Source organism: Fodinibius salinus (assembly GCF_008124865.1).
Taxonomy (GTDB): Bacteria; Bacteroidota; Rhodothermia; order Balneolales; family Balneolaceae; genus Fodinibius; species Fodinibius salinus.
The window spans coordinates 12,314-36,047 of the sequence record NZ_VNHY01000003.1 but is presented as its reverse complement, the minus strand read 5'-3'; the positions used below and the strand labels follow the sequence as shown (position 1 = coordinate 36,047).

Sequence of the window (23,734 nt, the reverse complement as noted above, 5' to 3'; positions counted from 1 at the left end):
GAAGCCTTGAAAATAAGTATTATGCAGACCAATCGCTTATTGAATTGATATTCCAAATAACTGCACACCTTCAAGAAAAGTAACCAATAAAAAAATCCTAAAGCTCCATAAGGAAAAACTTCAGGATTTTGTAGCGTGGGACGGAATCGAACCGTCGACCTCCGGGTTATGAATCCGACGCTCTCACCAACTGAGCTACCACGCCATAAAATTATGTGACTTGATTCAGGGATCGAACCGTTGAGACTATCAAGCAGTTTCAATCAAATCAAGAGTTGCCAAATATATAACTTTTTCTTGAAAATATTAAGTAGAATCAGCCATCGTTTTCTTCTACACTATCAATTTCAATCACCGGCTGACAAGAATACCGATACATCGGAACCTGACGAGGTCTATAAACTTTTTTGAGGCTCCTTTAAATCACCTTATTTTCCAGCTTATAAAATCAAAACCTAACATTTTCAATTTTATCAGTTCTCATGGCAAAGAAGATTACCAGTAAAGACGAAGATTTTTCGCAGTGGTATCAGGATGTAATTCGCGAAGGCAAGTTGGCCGACCATTCTCCAGTACGCGGCTGTATGGTTATTCGTCCCAACGGCTATGCCCTTTGGGAAAACATGAAGGATTCGCTGGATCAGATGTTTAAAGACACCGGCCATGAGAATGCTTATTTTCCGCTTTTTATTCCAAAATCATTTTTATCGAAAGAAGCCCAACATGTTGAAGGCTTTGCCAAAGAGTGTGCCGTCGTAACTCATAACCGACTGCAAAGCTCGGAAGACGGGGTTGAAGTAGATCCCGAATCGAAGCTGGACGAAGAGCTAATTGTACGTCCGACTTCCGAAACCATCATCTGGGATTCCTACCGGGACTGGATTCAATCGTATCGCGATCTGCCAATCCTGATTAACCAATGGGCTAACGTCGTACGCTGGGAAATGCGGACGCGGATGTTTCTACGCACCATGGAGTTTCTCTGGCAGGAAGGTCACACCGCCCACGCTACAAAAGAAGAAGCGGTGGATGAAACCAAGCAAATGCTGGAAGTCTATCGTACTTTTGCCGAAGAATATATGGCTATGCCGGTTAAAACGGGTGTAAAAACTGAATCCGAACGCTTTGCTGGTGCTGTAGATACTTATTGCATAGAAACACTTCTGCAGGACAACAAAGCGCTGCAGGCCGGTACATCGCACTTCCTGGGGCAGAATTTTGCCAAGGCCTTCGACGTAAAATTTCAAAGCTCCGAAGGTCAACACGAATATGTTTGGGCTACCAGCTGGGGCGTTTCTACGCGACTTATCGGCGGGTTGATTATGACACATTCTGATGACCAAGGACTCATTATTCCCCCTAAGCTAGCACCTAATCAAATTGTAATTGTACCCATCTGGAAAAATGATGAGCAGAAAGAAGAGGTGCTTGATTACTGCCACGAAATTATGGACGAGCTCAATGAGCTGGATATCCGTATTAAACTTGACCATCGTGAAAACATGAGCGTCGGCTGGAAGTTTAATGAACACGAAGCGGCTGGTGTTCCACTTAGGCTGACGATTGGTCCCCGTGACCTAGAAAACAATAATGTGGAAGTAGCCCGCCGAGATACCGGCAACAAGAATATTGAAGACCGTGAAGGCATTGCACAGCACGCTGCTGATCTCCTCGAGACTATCCAGGAGGACTTATATAAAAGTGCACAACAACGCATTGACGAAAATACCCATTCGGTAGATTCCTATAATGAGTTCAAAGAAATAATCGAAGAGGAAGGTGGCTTTGTATATGCCCACTGGGATGGTACTGCAGAAACCGAAGAAAAAATCAAAGATGAAACGAAAGCTACTATCAGATGTATTCCGCTGGAAGATGGAGAGCAAGGCGAATGCATGGTAACCGGCAAACCATCCAAGCAAAAAGTATTATTTGCCCAAGCTTACTAAACAGTGGCTATGGAGCAATCGCCCGTAGACAGTACACTTAACATTTTTGATCGATTTGCCGAGGAAGGATTAGCACGTCTGATTTCTGACCTCGGCAACCCCCTATTTATGCCGCCCGCCATACTTTTGGGGAGTTGTATACTGTTGAAGCAATCCCTATGGACAACATTGCAGGTTACCGGTATAGCAATTATATGCTATAGCCTTCTACCCTTTCTACTCACATTCTTTTTGTTTCGACGTGGCATTATCCACTCCATGGACTTGCCTATCCGAAAAACGCGCACGGCATTATATGCTTTTTCAATAGCTACTGCATCTCTCGCTTCACTGATTATTTATCAACTAACTTCTGTACTCCACACCTTTATTTTTATTCTGTCACTAGTGGTACTGGCAAATCTTGCTATCTCATTCCTTCTAAATCTACGTTGGAAAGTAAGTGTACATTCGGCTTCAGTTGCTGTCGCAGGTACTGTTTATTGGCTTATGTTTCTTTGGAGCATTACTGAATATCATACTATCACATTAATTTTATCCTTAACCCACCTTTTACTACTTTTACCTATGATCATGTGGGCGCGCTATCATCTAAGCGTACACTCATTTACAGAATTGGTTGGCGGAACCACAGCCGGCATTCTGCTTACAATTATTGAGCTAATCATATTCATAAATATATGGTAAAAGAGACTCTTGACGCACCTTACTCTCACTATCTGCTTGATGCTGAGCTGAGCCAAAAAGTTGACCATCGAACTACCGAAGAGATGGACATAGATGGTTTTACGCTGATGGAAATAGCAGGATCGTCAGCTGCCAAAAAGATTTTGCAGCACAATAAGCAGCTTCAACACAATGTTTTTCTGTGCGGTAAAGGAAACAACGCCGGGGATGCACTGGTCGTAGCCCGGTATCTTTTGCAGCATGATGCTAGAGTGACGCTAGTATTTATAAGTGGTACTGATGATCTTTCCAAAGATACGCAAAAGAACCTTAAACTTCTCCGGGCCTTTGATAAGAAAGACCGCATCACCATTTACGAAAAGTGGTCAGGTTTTTCTGCTCCAAATAACTATAATTTTATCATTGACGGGATGCTTGGAACCGGGCTAACGAGTGATCTCCGGGGCGATTATGCTAAAGCCGTAGGCTGGGCCAACCAGCAACAACATCCGGTACTAGCTATGGATATCCCTACCGGATTACATCCCGATTCCGGAGAAAAGATGGGCAAGGCAATAGAGGCAGTACGTACCTTTTCCTTTGGCGGACGTAAACAAGGGTTTTATCTTAACGACGGACCTGCAGTTACCGGAACTATTGACTATTGCGACCTCCCCTTTCCCAATGCTTATAAAGAAGACTGCAAGACATTTGCCCTCGATACTGATTGGGTATCCCTTCCCTCTTACACACCAGGCAAACACAAGTATGATTCCGGCGTACTGCATATTGTGGCCGGTTCCGAAGGATTAACGGGTGCTGCCATTATGGCCGCCAGAAGTGCCTGGGCCGAAGGACTTGGTGCCATTATTATTATCTGTCCACGGGGGCTGCTATCCGTATTTGAACACAATCTGCCATCAGTTATCAAAAAACCGGTAGGTAAAAAGGAAGATTATTATTTTAAAGAAAGTCATGCCGAACAGGTACAAGACATTCTCCAGGAAAAAGAAAGCAGCATGCTGCTTGGGCCGGGTCTGGGGCGAAATACCGATACAATATCATTTGTAGAGCAACTACTCACAACAACTACAACTGATACTATTATTGATGCCGATGGCTTGTGGTGCCTATCTCAATTAGAAGAGTGGCCCAAAACGGACCAAGCAAACTGGATATTAACCCCTCATCCCGGCGAACTCCAAAAACTGATTAAAGATGAAATCGGTGAAGGTCATCAGCGATTAAATACCGTTCGAAAATTATGCCAAGAAAATAACACCACAATATTATCGAAGGGCATGCCGGGCATAATCGGAACCCCCAGCAGAAAATGCTATTTAACAAATTACAACACCAACTATTTCGCCCGTGCCGGAAGTGGTGATGTGCTGGCGGGAAAAGTAAGTGCCTTCTCCGCCCTTGGTTTAGCCGCTGATGAAAGTTGCGCAGCTGCTCTGCTCAATGGTCAACAAAAATTATCTTCATTGCAAAAGGATACCAACAAGATTCCCGAACCTACTGATTTTATATGAGGTTAATTTCTATCTATTCATTTCTTGAGCGAAATAGCTTTCTTTTCCCTCTGGCAATCGGGGTGCTTACCCTTCTTATGCTTGGACTTACCCTTGTACCTACCGATGTGATGGGAGACAATAAAATGTGGGACTATGACAAATTGGGACACTTAGCTCTTTTTGGAGGCTGGACTCTAACACTAGGGCTATATAACCAAATTGGCAACTTTCCCATCCCTAAACTTAATAAATGGATTATCGGTGGATTAGGCATTGCATTTGGTCTGATTATTGAAATTTTACAATACTCTCTCCCTCTCAACCGCCATGCAGACCCCCTTGACTTTGCATTTGATATCCTTGGATGTCTCCTTGCTCTCTGGGTACTGCACTATACGCCCAATAAAGAACGGTTACAATCGCTCAATAAATAGCTCAATCTCTACTATGCTCATCAGAATTAGTATTTCATTCATAAAATAATTGTGATATATTTTTCGTTATTAAAGTGGATATTAAGCAGAATAATTTGTTTCATTTATCCAAAGAAAATTTGATACCTTAATTTAATGCGGAGGTAATTATGCGATCGGATAGAAAAAAACCATCGTCTGATCTTCAAAACTATTACACCTTGTTTTTACAAGGAGGGATGATTGTTGTCCTGCTTCTATTTGTCTTGGCAGCAAAAATTGACTTTGTATCCGAAAAGCCCGATGCGGATTTGACGGAAGAGCAAGAAGTCACCAAGATGGAAGAAGTTGTTCAAACCAAACAGGAAAAGAAACCCCCAGCTCCACCTGCTCCTCAAGTACCTGTAGAAGTACCAAATGACGAAATTGTCGAAGATCAGAGTATCGATCTGGATGCCGATATGAGCATGGACGAAAAGCTTGAAATGCCACCTCCACCCGAAGAAGAGGAAGAAGAAGATTTCTTCGTCGCTGTTGAAAATATGCCTGAACTGAAAGGTGGTCTTGCAGGTTTGCAGAAACAAATTAACTACCCCGAAATGGCACGAAAAGCCGGCATTGAAGGAAGGGTTACTATTCAATTTGTTGTTACAGAAGATGGTAATGTTGAAGACCCGAAGGTTATTCGAGGCATTGGTGGCGGTTGTGATAAAGAAGCCTTACGCGTGGTAAAGCAAGCAGAATTCAAACCAGGACGCCAGCGAGGTGAGCCGGTTCGTGTACAATATAGCCTGCCGATCACCTTTAAACTACAAAACTAGTTTAACATAGTTATCAATTACGGAAGGGATGCACTTTTCAGTGCATCCCTTTTATTTTTATGCGGTTATTCTTACTGCTGCCACTGATCAAAAGCATCAAGTACTTCAACGAGGTTAGCATAGCCCATCATAATTTTAGCCTTCTCCAAATCAAACCATTTTACTTCCTCAATGCCTTCCTCCTCTTGAGCATTAAATTCTCCTCCTTGGTCTTCCTCATTTAACTGCATCGCAAACCAGTGGGTTGTTTTGCCAAAGTAAGTACCAGCCTGCTCATATTCATGATAGGTTTCATGCAATTTAGTAGCAATATTAGGAGTTGTAGTAAGGCCTACTTCTTCGGCTACTTCCCGGACGGCACATTCTTTAATTGTCTCTCCATCTTCTAGTTTGCCCTTGGGTAAATCCCACTTTCCGCGCCGATATATAGCCAGAATATTGGGCTTTATCTTCTGAGAGCCCTCTCGATAAACAACTCCTCCTGCTGCTGTTATCGGTTTGATCTTAGACATACTGCAAAAAATTATTCCTCTTCCGAATCGTCATTTTCTTTTTCTTCAGCATAATTCATCCGCAAGTTATTCAACGTCTCTTTAAGATAATTATCCAGCTTATCCGGCAGATTGCCTTCCGTAAAATCTTGCAGCATTACTAACGTGTCAATGGCAAATTTGGCTGATTTAAGCTCGCGTTCAGTTTCTCCGGTTTGCGGGTTCTCCATCTTCCCCATCCCCATCATAGCTATCTGTTGATGCTGCTGGACGAGCATCATAAAAAGAAGCTGCTGCTGTTCATCTTCTGATAAATTATCGCCGTTTAAATTCATTTCATCCATAGTAAATAATTTTATTCAAATTCATTATAAAATAAGATCTTTATTACAAATAATTAATAGAAGAGTCCTAAATTTTCCTTTACAATTCTTTAAAAATTCCCGTGAACCAAGTACCTTGTCCAGCCTTGTTAACAGAAATTTTATACGAAAAAAATGATTCATGGCGGTAATACATCCCTTTAACGCATGGAGGCCTAAAACTGACGAAGTAGAGCAAATTGCCTGCGTTCCCTATGACGTGGTAAGCGTTGAAGAAGCACGCACAATGGCGGCGGGTAATCCCAAAAGCTTTCTACATGTTGTGCGTCCCGAAATAGACCTACCCGAAGACACTGATCCCTATCACGATGAGGTTTATGACCAAGGCGCAGAAAATCTGAGGCAGCTCATTACCGATGGTACTCTCACACAAGATGACGAACCCTGCATTTACATTTATCAGCTGATTAGGAAGGGGCGCCGCCAAACTGGTATTTTTACTTGCGTGTCTGTGGATGACTATGATAATGAAGTGATCCTTAAACATGAACTTACGCGACCCAAAAAAGAGGATGACCGAACTAAACACATCCTTACCCAGCAAGCCCATGCCGAGCCCGTTATGCTTACGTACAAAGACAACCGGCAGGTTCAAAGCTTGATTGATGAAGTGGTCCAAACAGATCCTTTATTTGATTTTAAGGCTGAGGATGGAGTAATCCACAAAATATGGAAAACTGCATATACGGATGAGTTTGTAAAAACGTTTAAGGATATCTCAAATTTATATATTGCCGACGGTCATCACCGTTGTAAAGCAGCTTCGCGGGCAGCAGAAACGAAACGACAAGAAAATGCCAGCCATACAGGTGATGAAGCCTATAATTTTTTCCCGGCCGTAATATTTCCGATGTCAAACATGCACATCATGGCATACAACCGAGTTATCTATTCCGTGCCCGAGAATTTCTATCAAACACTGGACAATAAGTTTGATCTTTCATCTGTCAATGATCCTACACCATCTGAGAAAGGTAATATCTGTATCTATATAAATGGACAATGGTATAAGATGCAGCTACCGATAACAGATAATCCAAACAGTGTAGAACAACTGGATGTGCACCGTCTGCAAGAACATCTGCTTGCTCCGCTACTGGATATTACTGATCCCCGACGAGATGATAACATCTCGTTTGTAGGCGGCATCAGAGGCACTGGAGAACTGGAAGAACTTGTTGACAATAACAGCGCTGAAATGGCCATCAGTATGTATCCAACAGATATTTCTGAACTTGTTGAAGTCTCGGATGCTGGCAAACTGATGCCTCCAAAGTCAACATGGTTTGAACCGAAGCTACGATCGGGACTGCTGGTACACACTTTTTAATTTGTTCGAAAGATTCTGTTTACCCAGAAAATTCGGAATCAGGGCAGAATGACATAATCACTTGATTCTTTAAATCTCTAATAACTCTACAACACACAACTATTATGGATCGCGTTCATAACTTTAGCGCCGGACCTGCAACATTGCCTCTTGAAGTACTTAAAAAAGCAAAAAGTGAATTTACCGAATACCAAGAGATGGGACGATCGGTGATGGAAATCAGCCACCGCAGCGCCGAATACACCGAAATTGACCATCAGGCCAAATCACGGCTGCGGGATCTGCTAAACCTCGGCACCGATTTTGAAATTATGTTTCTGCAGGGTGGTGCCAGCTCACAATTTATGATGGTTCCATTTAATTTTCTGCGCGATGACCAAACAGCTGACTATATTGATACCGGCCGATGGTCAAAAAAAGCCATCAGAGAGGCAAAGATTTTTGGCAATGTCCACCGGCCATTTAGCAGCAGAGAGTCGGGATACGACAGTGTCCCCACCGATGATGAGCTAAATCTCAGTGAAGACCCTGCCTATGTACATTACACTTCTAATAATACTGTGGCCGGCACTCAGTTTGCCGACGAACCGGAGACCAATGGTGTCCCGCTTGTTTGCGATGCTTCATCCGACTTTCTGGCAAAACCAATAGATGTGTCGAAATATGGACTGATTTATGCCGGCGCCCAAAAAAATGTAGGTCCTGCCGGAGTAACTATTGTTATCGTACGCAAAGATTTTCTTGAACAAGCAATTACCGAAGACGTGCCTACAATTCTCCAGTACCAGACGCATGCTGAAAAGATTTTCAACACGCCTCCTACCTATAACGTGTATATGGTCAACCTGGTGTTGGAATGGATTGAAGAGCAGGGCGGGCTTTCATACTTCGAGAAATTCAATAAAGAGAAAGCTACTCTTGTATATGATGAAATCGACGCCGATGATTTTTATCGCGGAGCAGTCGATAAAGATTCGCGATCACTTATGAACGCTACTTTTCGCTTGCCCACCGAACAGCTGGAGCAAAAATTTCTTGGCGAAGCTGCTGAACATAATCTTCTGGCACTTAAGGGACACCGCAGTGTCGGTGGTATCAGGGCCAGTATGTATAATGCTTGTCCACGCGAAAGTGTAGAAACACTGATACAATTTATGCGAGACTTTCGGAAGAATAACGGGTAGAGTAAGTTTAGAGACCGTTTACCCCCTAATCAAGCACAACAATTCATATGCTGGGCCACCTCGCTCAAGAGGAAACAACGAATACTGTTTTGTATTGGGGAATCTAAAATAATAAATCTAAGCTCGCTTAATTCTCGCCATCGGAGTGATATAAGTACTGATTCTATAAAATCAGTGCGATAAGATCGAAAAAATCTTTTTACAAAACATCACATCAGTCCAAATACCGTAAGAATATGATCGATGGTATTTGGTACAAACAGTATCAGGTAAAGAATGCCCCAGACAGCACCCGCCGCATGGGCTTCGTGATTAATTTTTCCGCGCGCCTGCTTACTGGCATACATGCTGTATCCTAGATATCCAATGGCGAACACAATAGCCGGAATGGGTATTGGAATTAACATAAGATAGATAGGCTCCAACGGGAACAACAGAATAAAGGCAAACAGCACCGATCCCACCGCACCTGACGCTCCCAAGGTTGCATAATTAGGATCATCTTTAAATTTGATAAGCGACGGAATTCCCGCTGCGATCAATCCGCTAAGATACAAGCCCAAAAAATAATTGCCGCCCAGTACTCTTTCCATGACCTGACCGAAAAAGTAGAGCGTAAACATATTAACAAACAAATGACCGATGTTGGCATGCAAAAAGCCTGAAGTCAACAGCTCGTACCATGACTTCTGCCGAACCGTGCGGTACGGTTTGAGATATCCCCATTCAATAATAGGAGGATATAAATACAATGCTGCCAGCGAAAAAAATACATTTATCGCTACTAAGTAAAATGTTACCGGATAATTTGATATAAACTCATTCATGCGGTGCTATTTTTTTGCCCTAAGATATAGAACGGAAACTGTGAAGGCTAATAAAAATTTGTCAACCCAAACGGAGAGTGGTTATATTTGGATCTTTGTTCAAATAAAATATCTGCATTATCCAAAAGCCAGTGTAGCCAGGGATAGAATCCCAAATTGATAAGCCGAAGTAGCTCAATTGGTAGAGCGACGCTCTCGTAAAGCGTAGGTCGTCGGTTCGAATCCGATCTTCGGCTCTTCATTTGAAGCCGTTAAACAGGGTTTAAAGGTTATTATGTATTTATTGCGAATTATGTCGCGCTGAATGTTACGCTACTTAATAGAGTTTGTGTGCTACAATTTTTAGGTGACCTCGTCAACGTCTATATTATCGAACTCCTCTTTTCGCTTTAAATAAATTGATGTGATCACTCCAATTCTTGTAAAGCATTAAGCAAGACCTCGTACTCTTCTCGGCATTCTTCGCACCGCTGTAAATGTTCCTCGACAAGCGGCATTGCTTCTTCGGGTGATTTACCGCTAAGCTTCAACTCTACAAATTTTTCGACCTGTTCATAACATTTACCGCAGGCAATTTCCTCATCAGCTGTAGCGGCAACAGCACCGAGTATTTTTTTTGTTATATTCGTTGTCAGTTTCATAATGTTAGTTCATTGCGTTCCTGCAATTCTCAGGATTCTGAAATTTGCTGTAATAATTCTTTAGGGTCAATACCCTGAACTTCCAGTTCATTTTTGAGCTTTTTGCGAGCATCATACAACAACTTATAAAGATTATTTCGGTTGGTATCCATCTCTTTGGCCACCAAAAAACTAGGTTTATTTTCGATAAGCAGTGCCTCTATCACTCGTTGCTGCCGTTTGGTAAGCAGCTCTTCAATCATTTGCTCAATTTTTTCAACAACCATCTTTTGGGCCGTATCAGTCTCCGGCGAAGGATTATTACCAGCAAATGATCGAGAAGTAAATTCTTCTCGATCTTTACTGCTGTAGCCCGCTTTCATTTCATCCAGCGATACATTATCCCAGCGTTTGCGACGAAGCTCGGTAAGTCCTTCGCGCACGGCTATTTTCATAGCCCAGGTCATAAACTTACTTTCACCTCTGAACGTCTCAATATTATTTAAAACTTTTAGGATACTGTCCTGTGCAACATCTTCCACAAACTGCTGCAGTTCCCGATCCACATATTTATGCAAGGCTGGCTTTAGACCACGGATAAGCTGACGGCTAAGTTCATCAACGGCTTGCTCATTCACCGGCTCAGACAACAAATCCACCCATTGATCATTACTGTAGGGAGGTTGTGGATTTTTATTTTTGAACCACCGGAGCATTATTCAGATATTAGTTTATCGAGTAATAAAAACTGAAAATAGGTAAGCTCTCAGGAGATACCAATTATTTGTATTAGCAAATTCTGTAATTACAATTGAATATTATCAATAAACAAATTTAGTGTGCGCTATCTCTCATTCATTATACTTTTGTTAGCTTTCCTCATTTCGTCTTGTGGTACCACTGAACGTATGGGAGCACCCGATACAGATAACACTACAAAATCCACCTCATCCTCTTCCAAAAAAATTGAGGATGGCAAAGCCAGCTGGTATGGTCCCAATTTTCACGGCAAGCTTACTGCCAATGGCGAAAAGTATGATATGTATGCCCTTACGGCTGCGCACCGTACCCTGCCCTTTAACAGTATCATAAAAGTCAAGAATTTGGATAACGGTCAGTCAGTAACAGTTCGAATTAATGACCGTGGGCCTTATGCCAAAAATCGGATTATTGACCTCTCTAAAAAAGCTGCCCAGGAAATTGACATGTTGGGAGCCGGTACCGCACGTGTCTCTTTAATTTTAATGGAAGGTGATCTTGAAAATTCACGTGTCACTGACCTAAAAACACCCACTTATACAGTACAACTTGCATCATATCGCAAAAAAGATAAAGCATTTTCCCATTCCCGAAAAATAAGCGGTTCACGCGTCGAAACTATTATCCTAGACAGCCAAAAAGTGTACCGAGTGTATTACGGACGATACACAGACAAAGATACGGCTCGTCAAAAAAAGCGTATGCTTGCCCAAAAAGGATATAAGGGCTACGTTAAGCAGATTGAAAACTGATATTCTTGATAAATCCCGGAATGGATTACCGTTTCTTTTTGGTTTAGTCACTTACCTATAATGCAGTTCACCAATAAATGAAGAAAAAAATAATTGTAATTGGCAGTGGCTTTGGCGGACTTGCCACCGCTTCGCGGCTACTCTCACGCGGACATGAAGTTGAAATTTTTGAGAAGCGCGACAAGCCCGGCGGACGTGCTTACGTCTATGAGCAAGACGGCTTTACATTTGACGGGGGGCCCACCGTAATAACCGCTCCGTTTCTTTTTGATGAAATTTTCAATGCCGCCGAAAAAAATCGGGAAGACTATTTTGAGCTCGTGCCATGTAATCCTTATTACCGGATTTTTAATGGCAACGGCGAAAAGTTCGACTATAATGGTGATCACGAGTTCGTACTCAATGAGATTGAACGCTGGAATCCCGACGATAAAGAAGGCTATACCAAGTTCTTACAGTCAACCAAAGCTATTTTTGACAAGGGATTTGTAGAACTGGCCGACCAACCTTTCTTAAATCTATGGGATATGATTAAGGTAGTGCCTGACCTTATCAAACTGCAATCGCATAAGACCGTATTCAAATATATTGCCCAATATATTGACAACGACTTCCTGCGCAAAGTCTTTTCATTTCATCCCTTGCTAGTAGGCGGCAATCCTTTTGATACTACTTCTATTTATGCCATGATTCACTACCTGGAACGCCAGTGGGGGGTTCACTATGCCATGGGCGGCACGGGCGCCATTGTCAATGCACTGGCCACACTTATCAAAGAGCAAGGTGGTGCTATTCATTACAACACCGAGGTCGATGAAATTATGATCCAAAACGGCTGTGCAACCGGAGTTCGGCTGAAAGACGGAAGCACACACCAAGCCGATCAAGTGGTATCTAATGCGGATGTAGCCTTTACCTATCGCTATATGATTCCCGAAAAGGAACGTTCAACCTATACCAATCGAAAAATTGAACGTACTAAATACAGCATGTCACTCTTTGTGATTTATTTCGGCACTGACCGGCGTTACCTCGACTCCGAGCTAGAGCACCACAATATTATTCTCGGAGAGCGATACAGGGAACTACTGACTGACATTTTTCATGACAAAAAACTGGCAGAGGATTTTTCTCTTTATTTGCACATGCCTACTAAAACCGATCCCTCACTGGCTCCCGAAGGCTGCGAAGGATTTTATGTACTCTCACCAGTACCTCACCTTGACAGCGGCACAGACTGGAAAGAAAAAGCCAAACCATACCGCGATGCTATCATTCATTTTCTGGAACAAAACTACTTACCCAATCTGGAAGAGCATATTGTAACGGAACATCATATTGATCCCCTACACTTTCAGCAGACTCTAAACAGTTATAAAGGGTCAGCCTTTTCAGTTGAACCGATCCTAACACAGTCGGCCTGGTTTCGCCCCCATAATAAATCAGAAGATGTGGATGATCTGTTTTTTGTGGGAGCAGGCACCCATCCGGGTGCAGGACTACCGGGCGTACTGTCATCAGCTAAGATTGCTGAAGATCTTATCTGTGAGGAATAACTTTTTCTCAAATGTACAGCCCAAAGAAGTACATCAGTATGATAAAGGTGAACGTTTATCAAAACTCTTACCTACATCGACTACCGAATATTGATTCTCTGATGGAAATATTGTTCAGCTCTTGTATATTGTTAGCGTAATTCCGGATAAAATTAATACATCATGAAACGCATACTTTTTCTGATAGCAATACTATCAATTAGCTTTATATCTTGCCAGCAAAAATCTACTTACAAGCAGATTGGGCTTGAAGAAGTTACAATTCAAGAACTGCAGGAAGGCTATGACAATGGGGATTTTACTATTGCGGATGTAACCCACGCCTACCTGGATCGCATAGAAAAGATTGATCAAAACGGGATGAAATTAAACTCGATGATTTACCTTAATCCTGATGCCATAAAAAAGGCCAAAGCACTTGATAAAGAATTAGCCAATGACAGTATTCGTGGCCCCCTACATGGTGTCCCAGTTGTTTTAAAGGACAATATCGACACCAAGGATATGCCCACTACAGCCGGAGCACGGGCACTTGAAGGATCCGTACCAGATGATGATGCCTTCATCACTAAAAAACTACGTGAAGCGGGAGCGGTTATCCTGGGTAAGGCTAATCTCAGTGAATGGGCAAACTTTCACAGCAGCTTTTCGTCCAGCGGGTGGAGTGGTCTCGGTGGACAAACACATAATCCGTATGATCTCAGCCGCAATCCTTGTGGGTCCAGTTCTGGTTCGGGAGCTGCCGTTTCGGCTAATCTTTCAGTCATTGCTCTGGGAACAGAAACAAATGGCTCTATTACCTGCCCCTCTTCAGCTAATGGTATCGTTGGCATAAAACCGACCGTTGGGCTATTGAGTCGCTCGGGAATTATTCCGATATCACACACGCAAGATACTCCCGGACCTATGGCGCGAACAGTGACTGATGCAGCCATCGCATTGGGAACAATGACAGGGGTAGACAGCGCAGATAACAAAACCAAAGCAAGCAGAGATCATCATTATACAGCCTATACACAATTTCTCAATGAAGATGGTCTGCAAGGAAAGCGCATTGGGTTTTGGACGAAACCTCTAGGCAGCCATCACCGCGTAGATACACTGATACAACAAACAAAGCGTCTTATTAAAGAGCAGGGAGCAACCATCGTTGAAATCGACCAGATTTCAGAAGAAAATATTAACGGCGATTCTTTCCAGGTCTTATTGTACGAATTTAAACATGGACTCAACAAGTATTTCGATTCCCTCGGCAAAGACGCTCCAATAGATAGTTTTGATGAGCTTGTCAAAAAGACACTAGCTGACTCGGTGGAAATGCATTATTTCGATCATGACTTGTTAATTCAAGCTAATAAAAAGGGGGATTTAAATTCGGAAGAATACCAGAAAGCTCTTGAACGTCTGATGACTTATGCAAAAGAAAAAGGGCTCGACAAGGTTATGGATGAACATAATTTGGATGCTATTATGGCTCCTACCGGCGCACCGGCCTGGAAAACAGATCTGACGGACGGCGACAACTTCTCGGTTTCCTCCAGTTCTCCCGCGGCGCATGCCGGTTATCCCAATATTACAGTACCCATGGGGTTTATTGACGGACTCCCTGTAGGCGTCTCTTTTTTTGGAAGGGCATGGAGTGAACCTGCGCTCATAGAAATTGCCTATGGGTTTGAGCAGGCTACGAATATTCGAAAACCTCCTACACTTAACAATGCAGAATAATAGTCAAACACCGGTTGAGATGGCCTCGACCTTAGCCAATACAGTTAGTTATAAACTGGTAACAATTGAACAATAAGAATTTATTATTACCAGTAACCCATTATTAAACTCGCTATCTCAAACATCCAATTTTGAGATACTGTATAAATTTATCTTGGTTTTCCAGACCACTTTGTGATCGTTCGCAGTAACGATCACAAAATTTGAATGGTCTTTTAACAGGTATTCTACTTATTCTCGAGTTCTCCCTGCAAGGTCTCCCAGTCGTTCAGAAAGCGCTCAAGTCCACTGTCAGTTTTGGGATGGTGCAACAGCTGATCGATCACTTTGAGAGGCATTGTAGCAACATCAGCACCAAGACGGGCAGATTCAAGAACATGCATAGGGTGACGAATGCTTGCCGCCAGTATCTCTGTATCAAAACCATAATTATCGTAGATAGTAACTACATCTTTGATAAGTTGAATACCGTCATCAGAGATGTCATCAAGACGACCAATGAACGGAGAAATATAGGTAGCACCTGCTTTGGCAGCCAGTAATGCCTGCGTGGCAGAAAAACAGAGCGTACAGTTCGTACGAATACCCTCATCCGAAAGACTGCGGATAGCCTTGATACCCTCTTTGATAAGCGGAACCTTAACCACCACGTTATCTGCAATATCAGCAAGGCCACGGGCTTCAGCCATAATTTCATCATATTCCGTGGAAACAACTTCGGCAGAAACATCACCGTCAACCATATTGCAAATTTTAGCAATGTGTCCTTCAAAGTCCGCCACACCAATTTTGGCACATAAACTGGGATTTGTTGTTACTCCATCCAGAACACCCAGATCATGAGCTTCCTGAATTTCATCAAGGTCGGCAGTATCAATAAAAAATTTCATATTCAGCAGTATAGAATTGTGTTTTTGTTCAAATCTAAAATAAGAAATTTTCTTCGCCTTTCTTAAACCCAACTACCTTAATGATCTTTTTTAAAATCTAACTTCGACGTTTAATCTTGTTAAAAATCATTAAGTTTAATTTTTCTTTGGATTAAGTGAATCATTTACTTCTGACATTCGTAGGTATGTTGTTGCCTAAAAATTCATCATCAAACTCTATGAACGTGAAAAATCTATCTTTACTTTCAGTATTGTCATTAATTATTGTTTTACAAGCATGCAGCGGCGGTTCTGGCGAATCTTCACGCTCTAACTGGTCGGGGCAAAATAAACAAGAGGATCCTCCCACCAGCGTAGAAACTATCACCGTTTCTGCCCAAAACATCTCTCAACAAATAAAATCATTCGGAAATATACGGGCACAAGAAATTGTACAAGTAACACCACAGGTTTCAAATCGCGTTGTCGAAATTCATGCCGAGCTGGGTGATACAGTACAACAGGGAGAAGTGCTGGCTAAAGTTTATGATGCTACCTATCGAGATCAATACAAGCAGGCCCAGTCGCAACTTGAACAAAACCGATCAGCATATGTAAGAGACAGCTTGCAATTTCAACGGCAAAAAGAACTTTATAAAAAGGATTTAATAAGCGCTACAGAATTTGACAATGCCAAAGCCACTTTTCAAAATAGTAAAGCCCAACTGGAATCGTCGAAAGCTAATTTGACCGAAAGTCGAGAAAACTTAAATAATACAAAGATTTCTTCTCCGGTTTATGGAACGGTACTCAGCCGAAAGATCTCAGAGGGCGATGTTGCCACTACTGGCCAAACAGCTTTTGAAATAGCTAATCTAATCGGATATCAAGCCCGAGTACATGTGCCATTTGAGGAATGGAAAGAAGTAGAAATTGGTCAGCCGGTCAATTTTCGCGTTTCCAACCAATCTGATATCAGCGGGCGGGGGCGCGTGACCCAAAAAAGTCCGCGTCTGGATGCCAATACCGGACTTGGAGAAGTAAGAATTAGTTTAACCGAGCGCGGTAACTCCATTTATCAAGGTGTGCTTGTGGAATCAATTATTGATGTAGAAACACATAATGATACGCCCGTCATTCCCAGAGCTGCTCTCGTAGAAAACGTACAAACCCTTATCGAACCCGAATCAAACTCCATTCAGCTGCAACGCAGCTACTCAGTTTTTGTAGTTCAGGGAGATAGTATTGCCTTTGAACGTAAGGTTGAGTTAGGTATTCAACAAGGTAACAGTGTGGAGATAGCAAGTGGCATTAACGCAGGCGATGAAATTGTCATCACCGGGCAATCTGACCTTACAGACAGCACAAAGGTGCGTATTGCTGATCCCGAAAATTTTCAGCCCTCTTCGAAGGAAGAAGTCCCGATTCAAGATATGAAAGATCAACAAGCTGACTCCGTCTCCCAAGATACAAGCGCAACCTCCTAACTACTTATTTATTTATGAAAGCTTTAGCAAAAAAGGCGGTTGAACGACCGGTTACATTTTTCATGACCAGCCTGATCGTAATTGGATTTGGGTTGTTTGGACTTTCCAATTTGCGGTTAAACCTCTATCCGGATGTCTCTTTCCCCACTATCACCGTTTATACTACCTACGAAGGTGTAGCCCCGGGCGATATGGAAACGCTCGTTACACGTCCCATTGAGGAACAGGTGGGCAGCATAAGCGGTGTGCGCGAAGTCCAGTCATCTTCAAAACAGGGAGCTTCAGTTATCAAATTGAGATTTAACTGGGGAACCAATCTGTACCAGGCAGAATCAGATGTTCGTAAAGAACTCGATTTTGTACGCCGAACCATTCCTGATGATGCCGAGCAGCCTATTGTTTTTTCGTATGACCCTAATCAAGAACCAGTCATGGTCCTTACTCTTACCTCTGATACTCAGAGTCCCCGGGAGTTGCGTACCATTGCAAAACAAGATCTGGAGCAGCAGCTGGAACGAATAGAAGGCGTAGCCTCAAGCGAAACGGCCGGCGGTTATGAACGGCAGATTAATATTGATATCAGTAACGAACAGATGCGAACGTACGGCCTCACTATTGGCACCATTGCCAGTAAACTGCAGGCCGAAAACATCCAGGTACCCGCTGGTGAACTTATAGAGGGGCGTACAATTTACTCACTGCGTACTATCGGTGAATTCAAGAATGTTGATCAAATTCGCAATACCATTATCGCCCAGCAAGATGGTAATCCGGTACGCCTTAATGATGTGGCAACCGTTGAAGACGGTATAGCACAGCCTATTGGCAACGTGCATGTAAATGGAAAAGAAGGTGTTATCGTCAATGTATATCGGCAAAGCGATGCTAATGTGGTAACGACGGCTAATGGCGTAACCGGACAGCTTGATACCATGCAAGATATACTGCCGGGTGATGTTTCGGTAGATGTGCTTACCAACAAGGCAAATTTTATTCAAAGCTCTATTAACAATCTACTGTGGACCGGCCTGCAGGCGGTAATACTTGTGATTCTTATTTTGCTGGCCTTTCTGCATAGTGGACGCTCTGCGCTTATTATTGCTATTTCTATTCCAGTATCTATAATATCTACCTTCAGCATCATGGACTGGACCAACCTGAGCCTCAATATCATTTCGCTGTCGGGACTTACCCTTGCCGTAGGTATGGTTGTAGATGATGCCGTAGTAGTCCTCGAAAACATTTTTCGCTTTAAAGAAGAGGGACACAACCGCAAGGAAGCCTCTATTTTCGGGGCTCAAGAGGTAGCTGTGCCAGTGGTCATTTCTACGCTCACTACTCTGGTCGTTTTTATTCCCATACTATTTGTACCCGGCATCGCCGGATTTTTATTCCGTGACCTAGCACTGACCATTTCATTTGCCCTTATTGTCTCTTCTCTCGTTGCCCTCTCACTCATCCCAATGATGAGCTCTATTTTATTGGATACTGAAGAAGAAAAAGAAGAAAAAGATATATACCTAAAGAGACTGCTGGACTGGAGCCGGGGCAACATCTGGAAACGAATTGGCATTGCCCCTCTGCTTCTTCTCGGCGTTATTGTCTATCCTATCTACTGGATTTTTAGGGTTGCAAAACGAAAAGCCGGCTGGTTTTTCAGCAATAAAGTAGGTCCTGCGCTGGATAATTTTCTAGTGGGTATTGAAAAGGCCTATTCTAAAAGGATTGACCAATTACTTAACAATAGCGGTAAAGTAGTAATATCTGCGCTGGTACTATTTCTTATCACCTTACCACTGTTCAATGTTTTAGGCGGCGAGTTTTTCCCAACAGTGGATGACAATTCCTTTATTCTGGATATACAGCGCGAACCCGGCGTAAGTCTGTTTGAACTGGGGCGATCCATTAAACAAGTAGAATCTATCGTTGACAAAGAAGTACCAGAGGCCGAACTGATCGTTGCCGATTTTGGAGATAAAGAAGGCATTGAGGGAGCTGATAACCCTGGCGGTTATCAGGGAACTATACGAGTTGAACTTATTGCTCAAGATCAGCGGCAGCGCAGCGAATCCCAAATTGTATCTTCCTTATTAGACCAGCTGGAGACCGTAGCAGGAACAAATATAAAAGAGGTGCAACAAGATCCACTTAGACCTGAGGGAGAAAGTGGCCTTGTCGTCCAGCTTTACGGCTATGAACATCAAGTAAAAGAACAACTTGCAAAAGGTATTAAAAAAGATCTTCGCGAACTGGAAGGTATTGTAAATGTTTTCAGTACTGCCGACCAAGGGCGGCCCGAACTACGCGTAACCATGGATAGGGAACGAATCTCGCGGCTGGGAATGTCCACCTCTGATGTCGCCACTGCTATCAGTAATGCTGTCAAAGGCAATTTAGCAACTAATTATGTGGATCAGGGTATTGAATTTGAAGTACTTGTACAGCTCGAACAAAATGATAAGGCCAGCGTCCAAGCTCTTCGGAGCCTACAGATACAGACACCAAACGACAACTGGGTTCCCCTTTCTAGCCTAGCTACTATTGAACGATATAGCGGCCCCACAAACATTCTGCGCATCAACCAAGAACGGGTAACCGAAGTATCAGCCGATCTTTCCGGCGTTGACTTGAAAACAGCCAGCAGCCGGGCACGACAGCAGCTGGAACAGATCAACTGGCCGGAAGGATATCGATATGAAATCAGTGGCTCGGCCGAAGATCAACAAGATTCATTCAACTTTTTGTTTATCGCATTTATCATTGCCGGTATTCTCACCTATATGGTAATGGCATCACAGTTCGAAAGCCTGGTTGAACCATTTATTATCATTCTTACTATTCCACTTGCTCTTACTGGGGTTATACTGATGCTCTGGGGAACTGGCACTGCCATCAGTGTTACCTCATTGGTTGGACTTATTTTGCTCTCGGGCATTGTTGTAAATAACGGTATTGTAATGATTGACTACATAAAGATTCTGCAGGCCCGCAATTATTCACGGCATGAGGCCATTGTAGAAGGAGCTACGCGCAGGCTGCGCCCTATTTTGATGACTGCTTTTACAACTATCCTATCGATGGTACCGCTGGCACTTGAACTCGGCTCGGGATCAGAAACATGGAGCCCCATGGCACGTACCGTTATCGGTGGACTCACCATGTCAACACTGCTGATGTTATTTGTGGTACCTTGCCTATATAAACTAATTAATGCTATGGTCGAGAACTTCGGCTTCGATGCGGTTCACAAACAAGATCCAATTGCACAACCAGAAGGTTAATTGAACACAGCTATGAAAAAGTTTTCAATAGCCGAACGTATTTTAAACAGACCTATCAGTGTCATTATGGTTACACTGGTAGTCATAGGATTCGGGATTTTCTCGCTTTCCAATCTTAAGATTACACTGTACCCATCCTTTAATATCCCCATCCTTGCCGTACAAACCACTTATGGCAATGTGGCTCCCAAGGACATGCAAAATTTGGTGGTAGAACCTATTGAAGGAGCGGTGTCTTCCATTGAGGGAATTGACGAGCTGGAAAGCAACATCAGCAAAGGAAGTGCTTTTATTATACTTCGGTTACAGGAAGGGACGGATATCCGTCGTACTGAATTAAAAGTGCGTGAAGAAATGTCCCGTATTCGTAACAATCTGCCTGAAGAAGCCTCAGAGCCCATTATTTTCCAGTTTGATCCTGAACAGTTCCCCATCATGCGTCTTAGCCTTAAAGCTGAAAATCAGGGGCTTGATAAACTGCGGCAACTTGGCATTGATTTTATTGAACCACGCATTGAACGACTGCCGGGCGTAGCATCAGCCGATACCCGCGGTGGTCTAGAACGGAAGATATTCATCAATGTCGATCCGATGTCATTAGCACAGCACAACTTGGTGCCCTCCGATATTGAATCAGTATTACGTTCTAACAATGTACAAGTTCCAGTGGGTGATATCCGTACTGGCAAAAACAGCTACAGTGTACGTGCACAATCGATGTACCAAGATGTGGATGAAATAAGCCAAACGATTATTAAAAAGAGTGAAAATGGCGTTCCCATTCGAATGAAAGACGTAGCTGAAGTAGAAGATAGTTTTGCCGAAATTAACACTCTTGTCGAAATTAACGGTAAGAACAGTGTATCCATAGGAGTCCAAAAAAAGTCCGATGCCAACACACTGGATGTAACCTCTGCGGTCGTAGAACAACTTAATAACATTAACACTAATTTACCTGATGGGGTAAGCCTAGAAGTTTTGACAAATGATGGTGACAATGTAGAAAATTCTATTTCTAATCTTACCCAATCTGCCCTCGCGGCTCTTGTCGTTGTAATCATAGTTTTACTTATCTTTCTCGGCGGATGGCGGATCTCTCTAGTTGTAGCCTCCAGTATTCCTGTATCAGTCACGGCTAGTTTTGCTGCCATGTACGCGGCAGGACTTACACTTAATATTCTTACTATCACTGCCCTCGCACTGGCAATTGGCCTTCTTGTTGACAATGCTATTGTGGTATCCGAAAGTATTGCCCGCAAGCTTGAAGAAGGACTACCCAAAATGGAAGCTGCTCTTGAAGGAACAAATGAGGTCATCGGAGCACTCCTCGGGGCCACTCTTACCACGCTGGGTGTATTTATTCCAATTATTGGATTGTCTGGAATTCAGGGACAGTTTTTCTCCCAGTTTGCTCTCACTATAAGTATTTCTGTAGGCATCTCATTTATTGCTTCTATCATTTTAGTGCCAGTCATGGTACTGCTATTCCTGAATGAAAATAAGTTCCAGGGAAAAAGTTCGTCATCCGGGGCACTACAAAAGTTAGAAAATTGGTACGAAGATACACTTCGCTGGGTGATGTTTCACAAATGGACTGCCGTTGTCTTCGTCATGCTAATTCTGGGAGGCTCATACACGCTTTTCCAGAACCTGGACTCAAACTTTTTTCCCCAGTCTGATTCCGGTCGGGTGTCTATCAGTATTGAATTGCCCACGGGAACTAAACTGGTTAAAACAGCACAAGTGATGCGCGACTTTAGCGAAGAAATAAAAAATAAGGAACCTGTCAAAACGGTTATCACCCAAATTGGCCAAAGTGGTTTTAACCAACGTACCAATGAAGGAGAAATTACCGTTAACCTTGTTGATCTCGAAAAGCGAAATATCTCTACCAATAAGTTTTCTGCCCAGCTACGCCAAGAACTATCATCACCGGGCGTAGAAGTAAATATTCGCGGTCAAGGCGGAGGTCGTTCATTCGGCAGCGGCATAACGCTAAGCTTAGTAGGACCTGATATTGAGGTATTACAGGCTATTTCTGATAAAATCAGACAGACCCTACTCAAAGATTCTAAGGTTATTTCAGTAGATAATGGTTGGACTGAACCCACGCCCGAGCTACATTACCAAGTCAACAGACAACGCATAAGTCGTATGGGTAGCTCATTAAACGAAGTTGCCCGCTCTCTTAAATCTCAGGTACAAGGTACACGTGTTGGTTTTCTACGTCAGCAGGGTAAAGAAGTTCCCATAGAAGTCCGGACATCTAAAAAATCTCTTACAAATCGCGAACAACTTTTTGATCTTGAACTTATTAAGACCGACTCTCAGCGCGTACCTGTCACTGCTTTGGGTAGGTTCGAAAGTGCAAAGGGCGTAAATTCTATTAACCGGCGTGACGGTGAAACCATTCTAGACGTCAGTGTAGAAGTGGACGGCAATGCTTTTGAATACCGTCAAAAGATTACTGATATCATCAAAGAACAGATTGTTCTGCCGGAAGGTTATCGGTATGAATTTACAGGGGGTACGAGCGACTCCCAGGAAGGGTCCAACGAAGTCCTCTGGACTCTTTTATTTGCCGTTTTGTTAACGTATATGATTATGGCTTCGCTATTTGAAAACTTTCGGGATCCGTTCATCATCTGGTTTTCTATTCCCCTGGCATTCTTTGGTGCACTCGCCGGCCTATGGATTTTACAGACTCCGTTAAGTGCTACTGCTTATATCGGCATGTTCATGCTGGTGGGTATTATTGTAAATAATGGTATTGTATTGGTGGACTATATGCACTTATACACCAAACATAATGAGCACTCCGATTCGCTGTTTAACAACGTTATTGAGGCGTGTAAACGGAGATTGCGTCCCATTCTGCTTACTGCTCTTACCACTATCTGTTCAATGATTCCATTGTCACTAAGCATAGGTACAGGTGCTGAAATTTGGGCGCCTCTGGCACGAGCTGTTATTGGCGGTCTTTTCTTCGGCTCTATTTTGACACTCTATATTTTACCAGTTTTCATCATGGGTATCAGTAAAAAACGAAGGAAAGCAATCAAAGACCATCTGAAGACTTTGAAAAACTAAATATAGCTTTAAAT

At 42.9% G+C, this 23,734-nt stretch carries 19 protein-coding genes and 2 tRNA genes; 14 read left to right on the top strand and 7 right to left on the bottom strand.

Annotated features, from left to right (window positions below):
- Window positions 1–131: 131 nt before the first annotated feature.
- Window positions 132–205 (bottom strand) — tRNA-Met (locus LX73_RS09310).
- 277 nt (window positions 206–482) lie between these two features.
- Between LX73_RS09310 and proS the strand changes: the two genes are divergently transcribed.
- From proS to LX73_RS09285, 5 genes are all read left to right on the top strand, one after another.
- Window positions 483–1,949, top strand: coding sequence for a proline--tRNA ligase (gene proS / locus LX73_RS09305; protein ID WP_148899232.1), 1,467 nt, complete (start codon window positions 483–485; stop codon window positions 1,947–1,949).
- A 9-nt stretch (window positions 1,950–1,958) separates the two neighbouring features.
- The gene (locus LX73_RS09300) at window positions 1,959–2,636 is read left to right on the top strand and encodes a hypothetical protein (protein WP_148899231.1); all 678 of its coding nucleotides are present in this window, start codon (window positions 1,959–1,961) and stop codon (window positions 2,634–2,636) included.
- Entirely contained in the window at window positions 2,630–4,150 is a 1,521-nt protein-coding gene (locus LX73_RS09295; protein ID WP_148899230.1) for an NAD(P)H-hydrate dehydratase, read from the top strand. The genes LX73_RS09300 and LX73_RS09295 overlap by 7 nt, the downstream gene beginning before the upstream one ends.
- Entirely contained in the window at window positions 4,147–4,566 is a 420-nt protein-coding gene (locus LX73_RS09290; RefSeq protein WP_148899229.1) for a VanZ family protein, read from the top strand. Before LX73_RS09295 ends, LX73_RS09290 begins: the two co-directional genes overlap by 4 nt.
- 149 nt (window positions 4,567–4,715) lie before the next feature.
- Window positions 4,716–5,366, top strand: a complete 651-nt coding sequence (locus LX73_RS09285; RefSeq protein ID WP_148899228.1) for an energy transducer TonB — start codon at window positions 4,716–4,718, stop codon at window positions 5,364–5,366.
- Window positions 5,367–5,437: 71 nt separating this feature from the next.
- Here the strand turns inward: LX73_RS09285 and LX73_RS09280 are convergent, their stop codons facing one another.
- Both LX73_RS09280 and LX73_RS09275 read right to left on the bottom strand, forming a co-directional pair.
- A complete protein-coding gene (locus LX73_RS09280) occupies window positions 5,438–5,878 on the bottom strand; it encodes an NUDIX hydrolase (RefSeq protein ID WP_148899227.1) in 441 nt (146 codons plus the stop codon).
- 11 nt (window positions 5,879–5,889) lie between these two features.
- Window positions 5,890–6,201, bottom strand: a complete 312-nt coding sequence (locus LX73_RS09275) for a DUF1844 domain-containing protein (protein WP_246138216.1) — start codon at window positions 6,199–6,201, stop codon at window positions 5,890–5,892.
- Between the two features lie 160 nt (window positions 6,202–6,361).
- On the opposite strand from LX73_RS09275, the gene LX73_RS09270 reads away from it, so the two are divergent.
- On the top strand, window positions 6,362–7,570 hold the full coding sequence (locus tag LX73_RS09270) for a DUF1015 domain-containing protein (protein WP_148899226.1): 1,209 nt from the start codon (window positions 6,362–6,364) through the stop codon (window positions 7,568–7,570).
- A gap of 104 nt (window positions 7,571–7,674) precedes the next feature.
- On the top strand, window positions 7,675–8,754 hold the full coding sequence (gene serC / locus LX73_RS09265; RefSeq protein WP_148899225.1) for a 3-phosphoserine/phosphohydroxythreonine transaminase: 1,080 nt from the start codon (window positions 7,675–7,677) through the stop codon (window positions 8,752–8,754).
- Between the two features lie 209 nt (window positions 8,755–8,963).
- On the opposite strand, the gene LX73_RS09260 is transcribed toward serC, so the two are convergent.
- Window positions 8,964–9,581, bottom strand: a complete 618-nt coding sequence (locus tag LX73_RS09260; RefSeq protein ID WP_148899224.1) for a rhomboid family intramembrane serine protease — start codon at window positions 9,579–9,581, stop codon at window positions 8,964–8,966.
- A gap of 163 nt (window positions 9,582–9,744) precedes the next feature.
- Between LX73_RS09260 and LX73_RS09255 the strand changes: the two genes are divergently transcribed.
- Window positions 9,745–9,817, top strand: a tRNA-Thr gene (locus LX73_RS09255).
- A 171-nt stretch (window positions 9,818–9,988) separates the two neighbouring features.
- On the opposite strand, the gene LX73_RS09250 is transcribed toward LX73_RS09255, so the two are convergent.
- On the bottom strand, window positions 9,989–10,222 hold the full coding sequence (locus LX73_RS09250) for a hypothetical protein (protein WP_148899223.1): 234 nt from the start codon (window positions 10,220–10,222) through the stop codon (window positions 9,989–9,991).
- A gap of 29 nt (window positions 10,223–10,251) precedes the next feature.
- Window positions 10,252–10,917, bottom strand: coding sequence for an RNA polymerase sigma factor (locus LX73_RS09245; protein WP_148899222.1), 666 nt, complete (start codon window positions 10,915–10,917; stop codon window positions 10,252–10,254).
- 123 nt (window positions 10,918–11,040) lie between these two features.
- Here LX73_RS09245 and LX73_RS09240 point away from each other — a divergent pair, with 123 nt between their 5' ends.
- The 3 genes from LX73_RS09240 (at window position 11,041) to LX73_RS09230 (ending at window position 14,993) form a co-directional block, all read left to right on the top strand.
- Entirely contained in the window at window positions 11,041–11,712 is a 672-nt protein-coding gene (locus LX73_RS09240; RefSeq protein WP_281289670.1) for a septal ring lytic transglycosylase RlpA family protein, read from the top strand.
- A gap of 77 nt (window positions 11,713–11,789) precedes the next feature.
- Complete coding sequence (locus LX73_RS09235; RefSeq protein WP_148899221.1) at window positions 11,790–13,268, top strand: phytoene desaturase; 1,479 nt, start codon at window positions 11,790–11,792, stop codon at window positions 13,266–13,268.
- Window positions 13,269–13,430: 162 nt separating this feature from the next.
- Window positions 13,431–14,993: an amidase gene (locus tag LX73_RS09230; protein WP_148899220.1), complete on the top strand. Its 1,563-nt coding sequence runs from the start codon at window positions 13,431–13,433 to the stop codon at window positions 14,991–14,993.
- A gap of 227 nt (window positions 14,994–15,220) precedes the next feature.
- On the opposite strand, the gene fsa is transcribed toward LX73_RS09230, so the two are convergent.
- Window positions 15,221–15,883: a fructose-6-phosphate aldolase gene (fsa, locus tag LX73_RS09225; RefSeq protein WP_148899219.1), complete on the bottom strand. Its 663-nt coding sequence runs from the start codon at window positions 15,881–15,883 to the stop codon at window positions 15,221–15,223.
- Between the two features lie 224 nt (window positions 15,884–16,107).
- Here fsa and LX73_RS09220 point away from each other — a divergent pair, with 224 nt between their 5' ends.
- Genes LX73_RS09220 through LX73_RS09210 form a run of 3 tightly spaced genes read left to right on the top strand, consistent with a single transcriptional unit; the run spans window position 16,108 to window position 23,720 of the window.
- On the top strand, window positions 16,108–17,349 hold the full coding sequence (locus tag LX73_RS09220; protein ID WP_170245654.1) for an efflux RND transporter periplasmic adaptor subunit: 1,242 nt from the start codon (window positions 16,108–16,110) through the stop codon (window positions 17,347–17,349).
- A gap of 14 nt (window positions 17,350–17,363) precedes the next feature.
- Window positions 17,364–20,630: an efflux RND transporter permease subunit gene (locus LX73_RS13135; RefSeq protein WP_246138215.1), complete on the top strand. Its 3,267-nt coding sequence runs from the start codon at window positions 17,364–17,366 to the stop codon at window positions 20,628–20,630.
- Between the two features lie 12 nt (window positions 20,631–20,642).
- Window positions 20,643–23,720, top strand: a complete 3,078-nt coding sequence (locus LX73_RS09210; RefSeq protein WP_148899217.1) for an efflux RND transporter permease subunit — start codon at window positions 20,643–20,645, stop codon at window positions 23,718–23,720.
- Window positions 23,721–23,734 lie beyond the last annotated feature (14 nt).

What these genes read in the sequence shown, in the direction of transcription:
- proS (WP_148899232.1), top strand. Translation starts at nt 483, where the DNA reads ATGGCAAAGAAGATTACCAGTAAAGACGAAGATTTTTCGCAGTGGTAT.
- LX73_RS09300 (WP_148899231.1), top strand. Translation starts at nt 1,959, where the DNA reads ATGGAGCAATCGCCCGTAGACAGTACACTTAACATTTTTGATCGATTT.
- LX73_RS09295 (WP_148899230.1), top strand. Translation starts at nt 2,630, where the DNA reads ATGGTAAAAGAGACTCTTGACGCACCTTACTCTCACTATCTGCTTGAT.
- LX73_RS09290 (WP_148899229.1), top strand. Translation starts at nt 4,147, where the DNA reads ATGAGGTTAATTTCTATCTATTCATTTCTTGAGCGAAATAGCTTTCTT.
- LX73_RS09285 (WP_148899228.1), top strand. Translation starts at nt 4,716, where the DNA reads ATGCGATCGGATAGAAAAAAACCATCGTCTGATCTTCAAAACTATTAC.
- LX73_RS09280 (WP_148899227.1), bottom strand. Translation starts at nt 5,878, where the DNA reads ATGTCTAAGATCAAACCGATAACAGCAGCAGGAGGAGTTGTTTATCGA.
- LX73_RS09275 (WP_246138216.1), bottom strand. Translation starts at nt 6,201, where the DNA reads ATGGATGAAATGAATTTAAACGGCGATAATTTATCAGAAGATGAACAG.
- LX73_RS09270 (WP_148899226.1), top strand. Translation starts at nt 6,362, where the DNA reads ATGGCGGTAATACATCCCTTTAACGCATGGAGGCCTAAAACTGACGAA.
- serC (WP_148899225.1), top strand. Translation starts at nt 7,675, where the DNA reads ATGGATCGCGTTCATAACTTTAGCGCCGGACCTGCAACATTGCCTCTT.
- LX73_RS09260 (WP_148899224.1), bottom strand. Translation starts at nt 9,581, where the DNA reads ATGAATGAGTTTATATCAAATTATCCGGTAACATTTTACTTAGTAGCG.
- LX73_RS09250 (WP_148899223.1), bottom strand. Translation starts at nt 10,222, where the DNA reads ATGAAACTGACAACGAATATAACAAAAAAAATACTCGGTGCTGTTGCC.
- LX73_RS09245 (WP_148899222.1), bottom strand. Translation starts at nt 10,917, where the DNA reads ATGCTCCGGTGGTTCAAAAATAAAAATCCACAACCTCCCTACAGTAAT.
- LX73_RS09235 (WP_148899221.1), top strand. Translation starts at nt 11,790, where the DNA reads ATGAAGAAAAAAATAATTGTAATTGGCAGTGGCTTTGGCGGACTTGCC.
- LX73_RS09230 (WP_148899220.1), top strand. Translation starts at nt 13,431, where the DNA reads ATGAAACGCATACTTTTTCTGATAGCAATACTATCAATTAGCTTTATA.
- fsa (WP_148899219.1), bottom strand. Translation starts at nt 15,883, where the DNA reads ATGAAATTTTTTATTGATACTGCCGACCTTGATGAAATTCAGGAAGCT.
- LX73_RS13135 (WP_246138215.1), top strand. Translation starts at nt 17,364, where the DNA reads ATGAAAGCTTTAGCAAAAAAGGCGGTTGAACGACCGGTTACATTTTTC.
- LX73_RS09210 (WP_148899217.1), top strand. Translation starts at nt 20,643, where the DNA reads ATGAAAAAGTTTTCAATAGCCGAACGTATTTTAAACAGACCTATCAGT.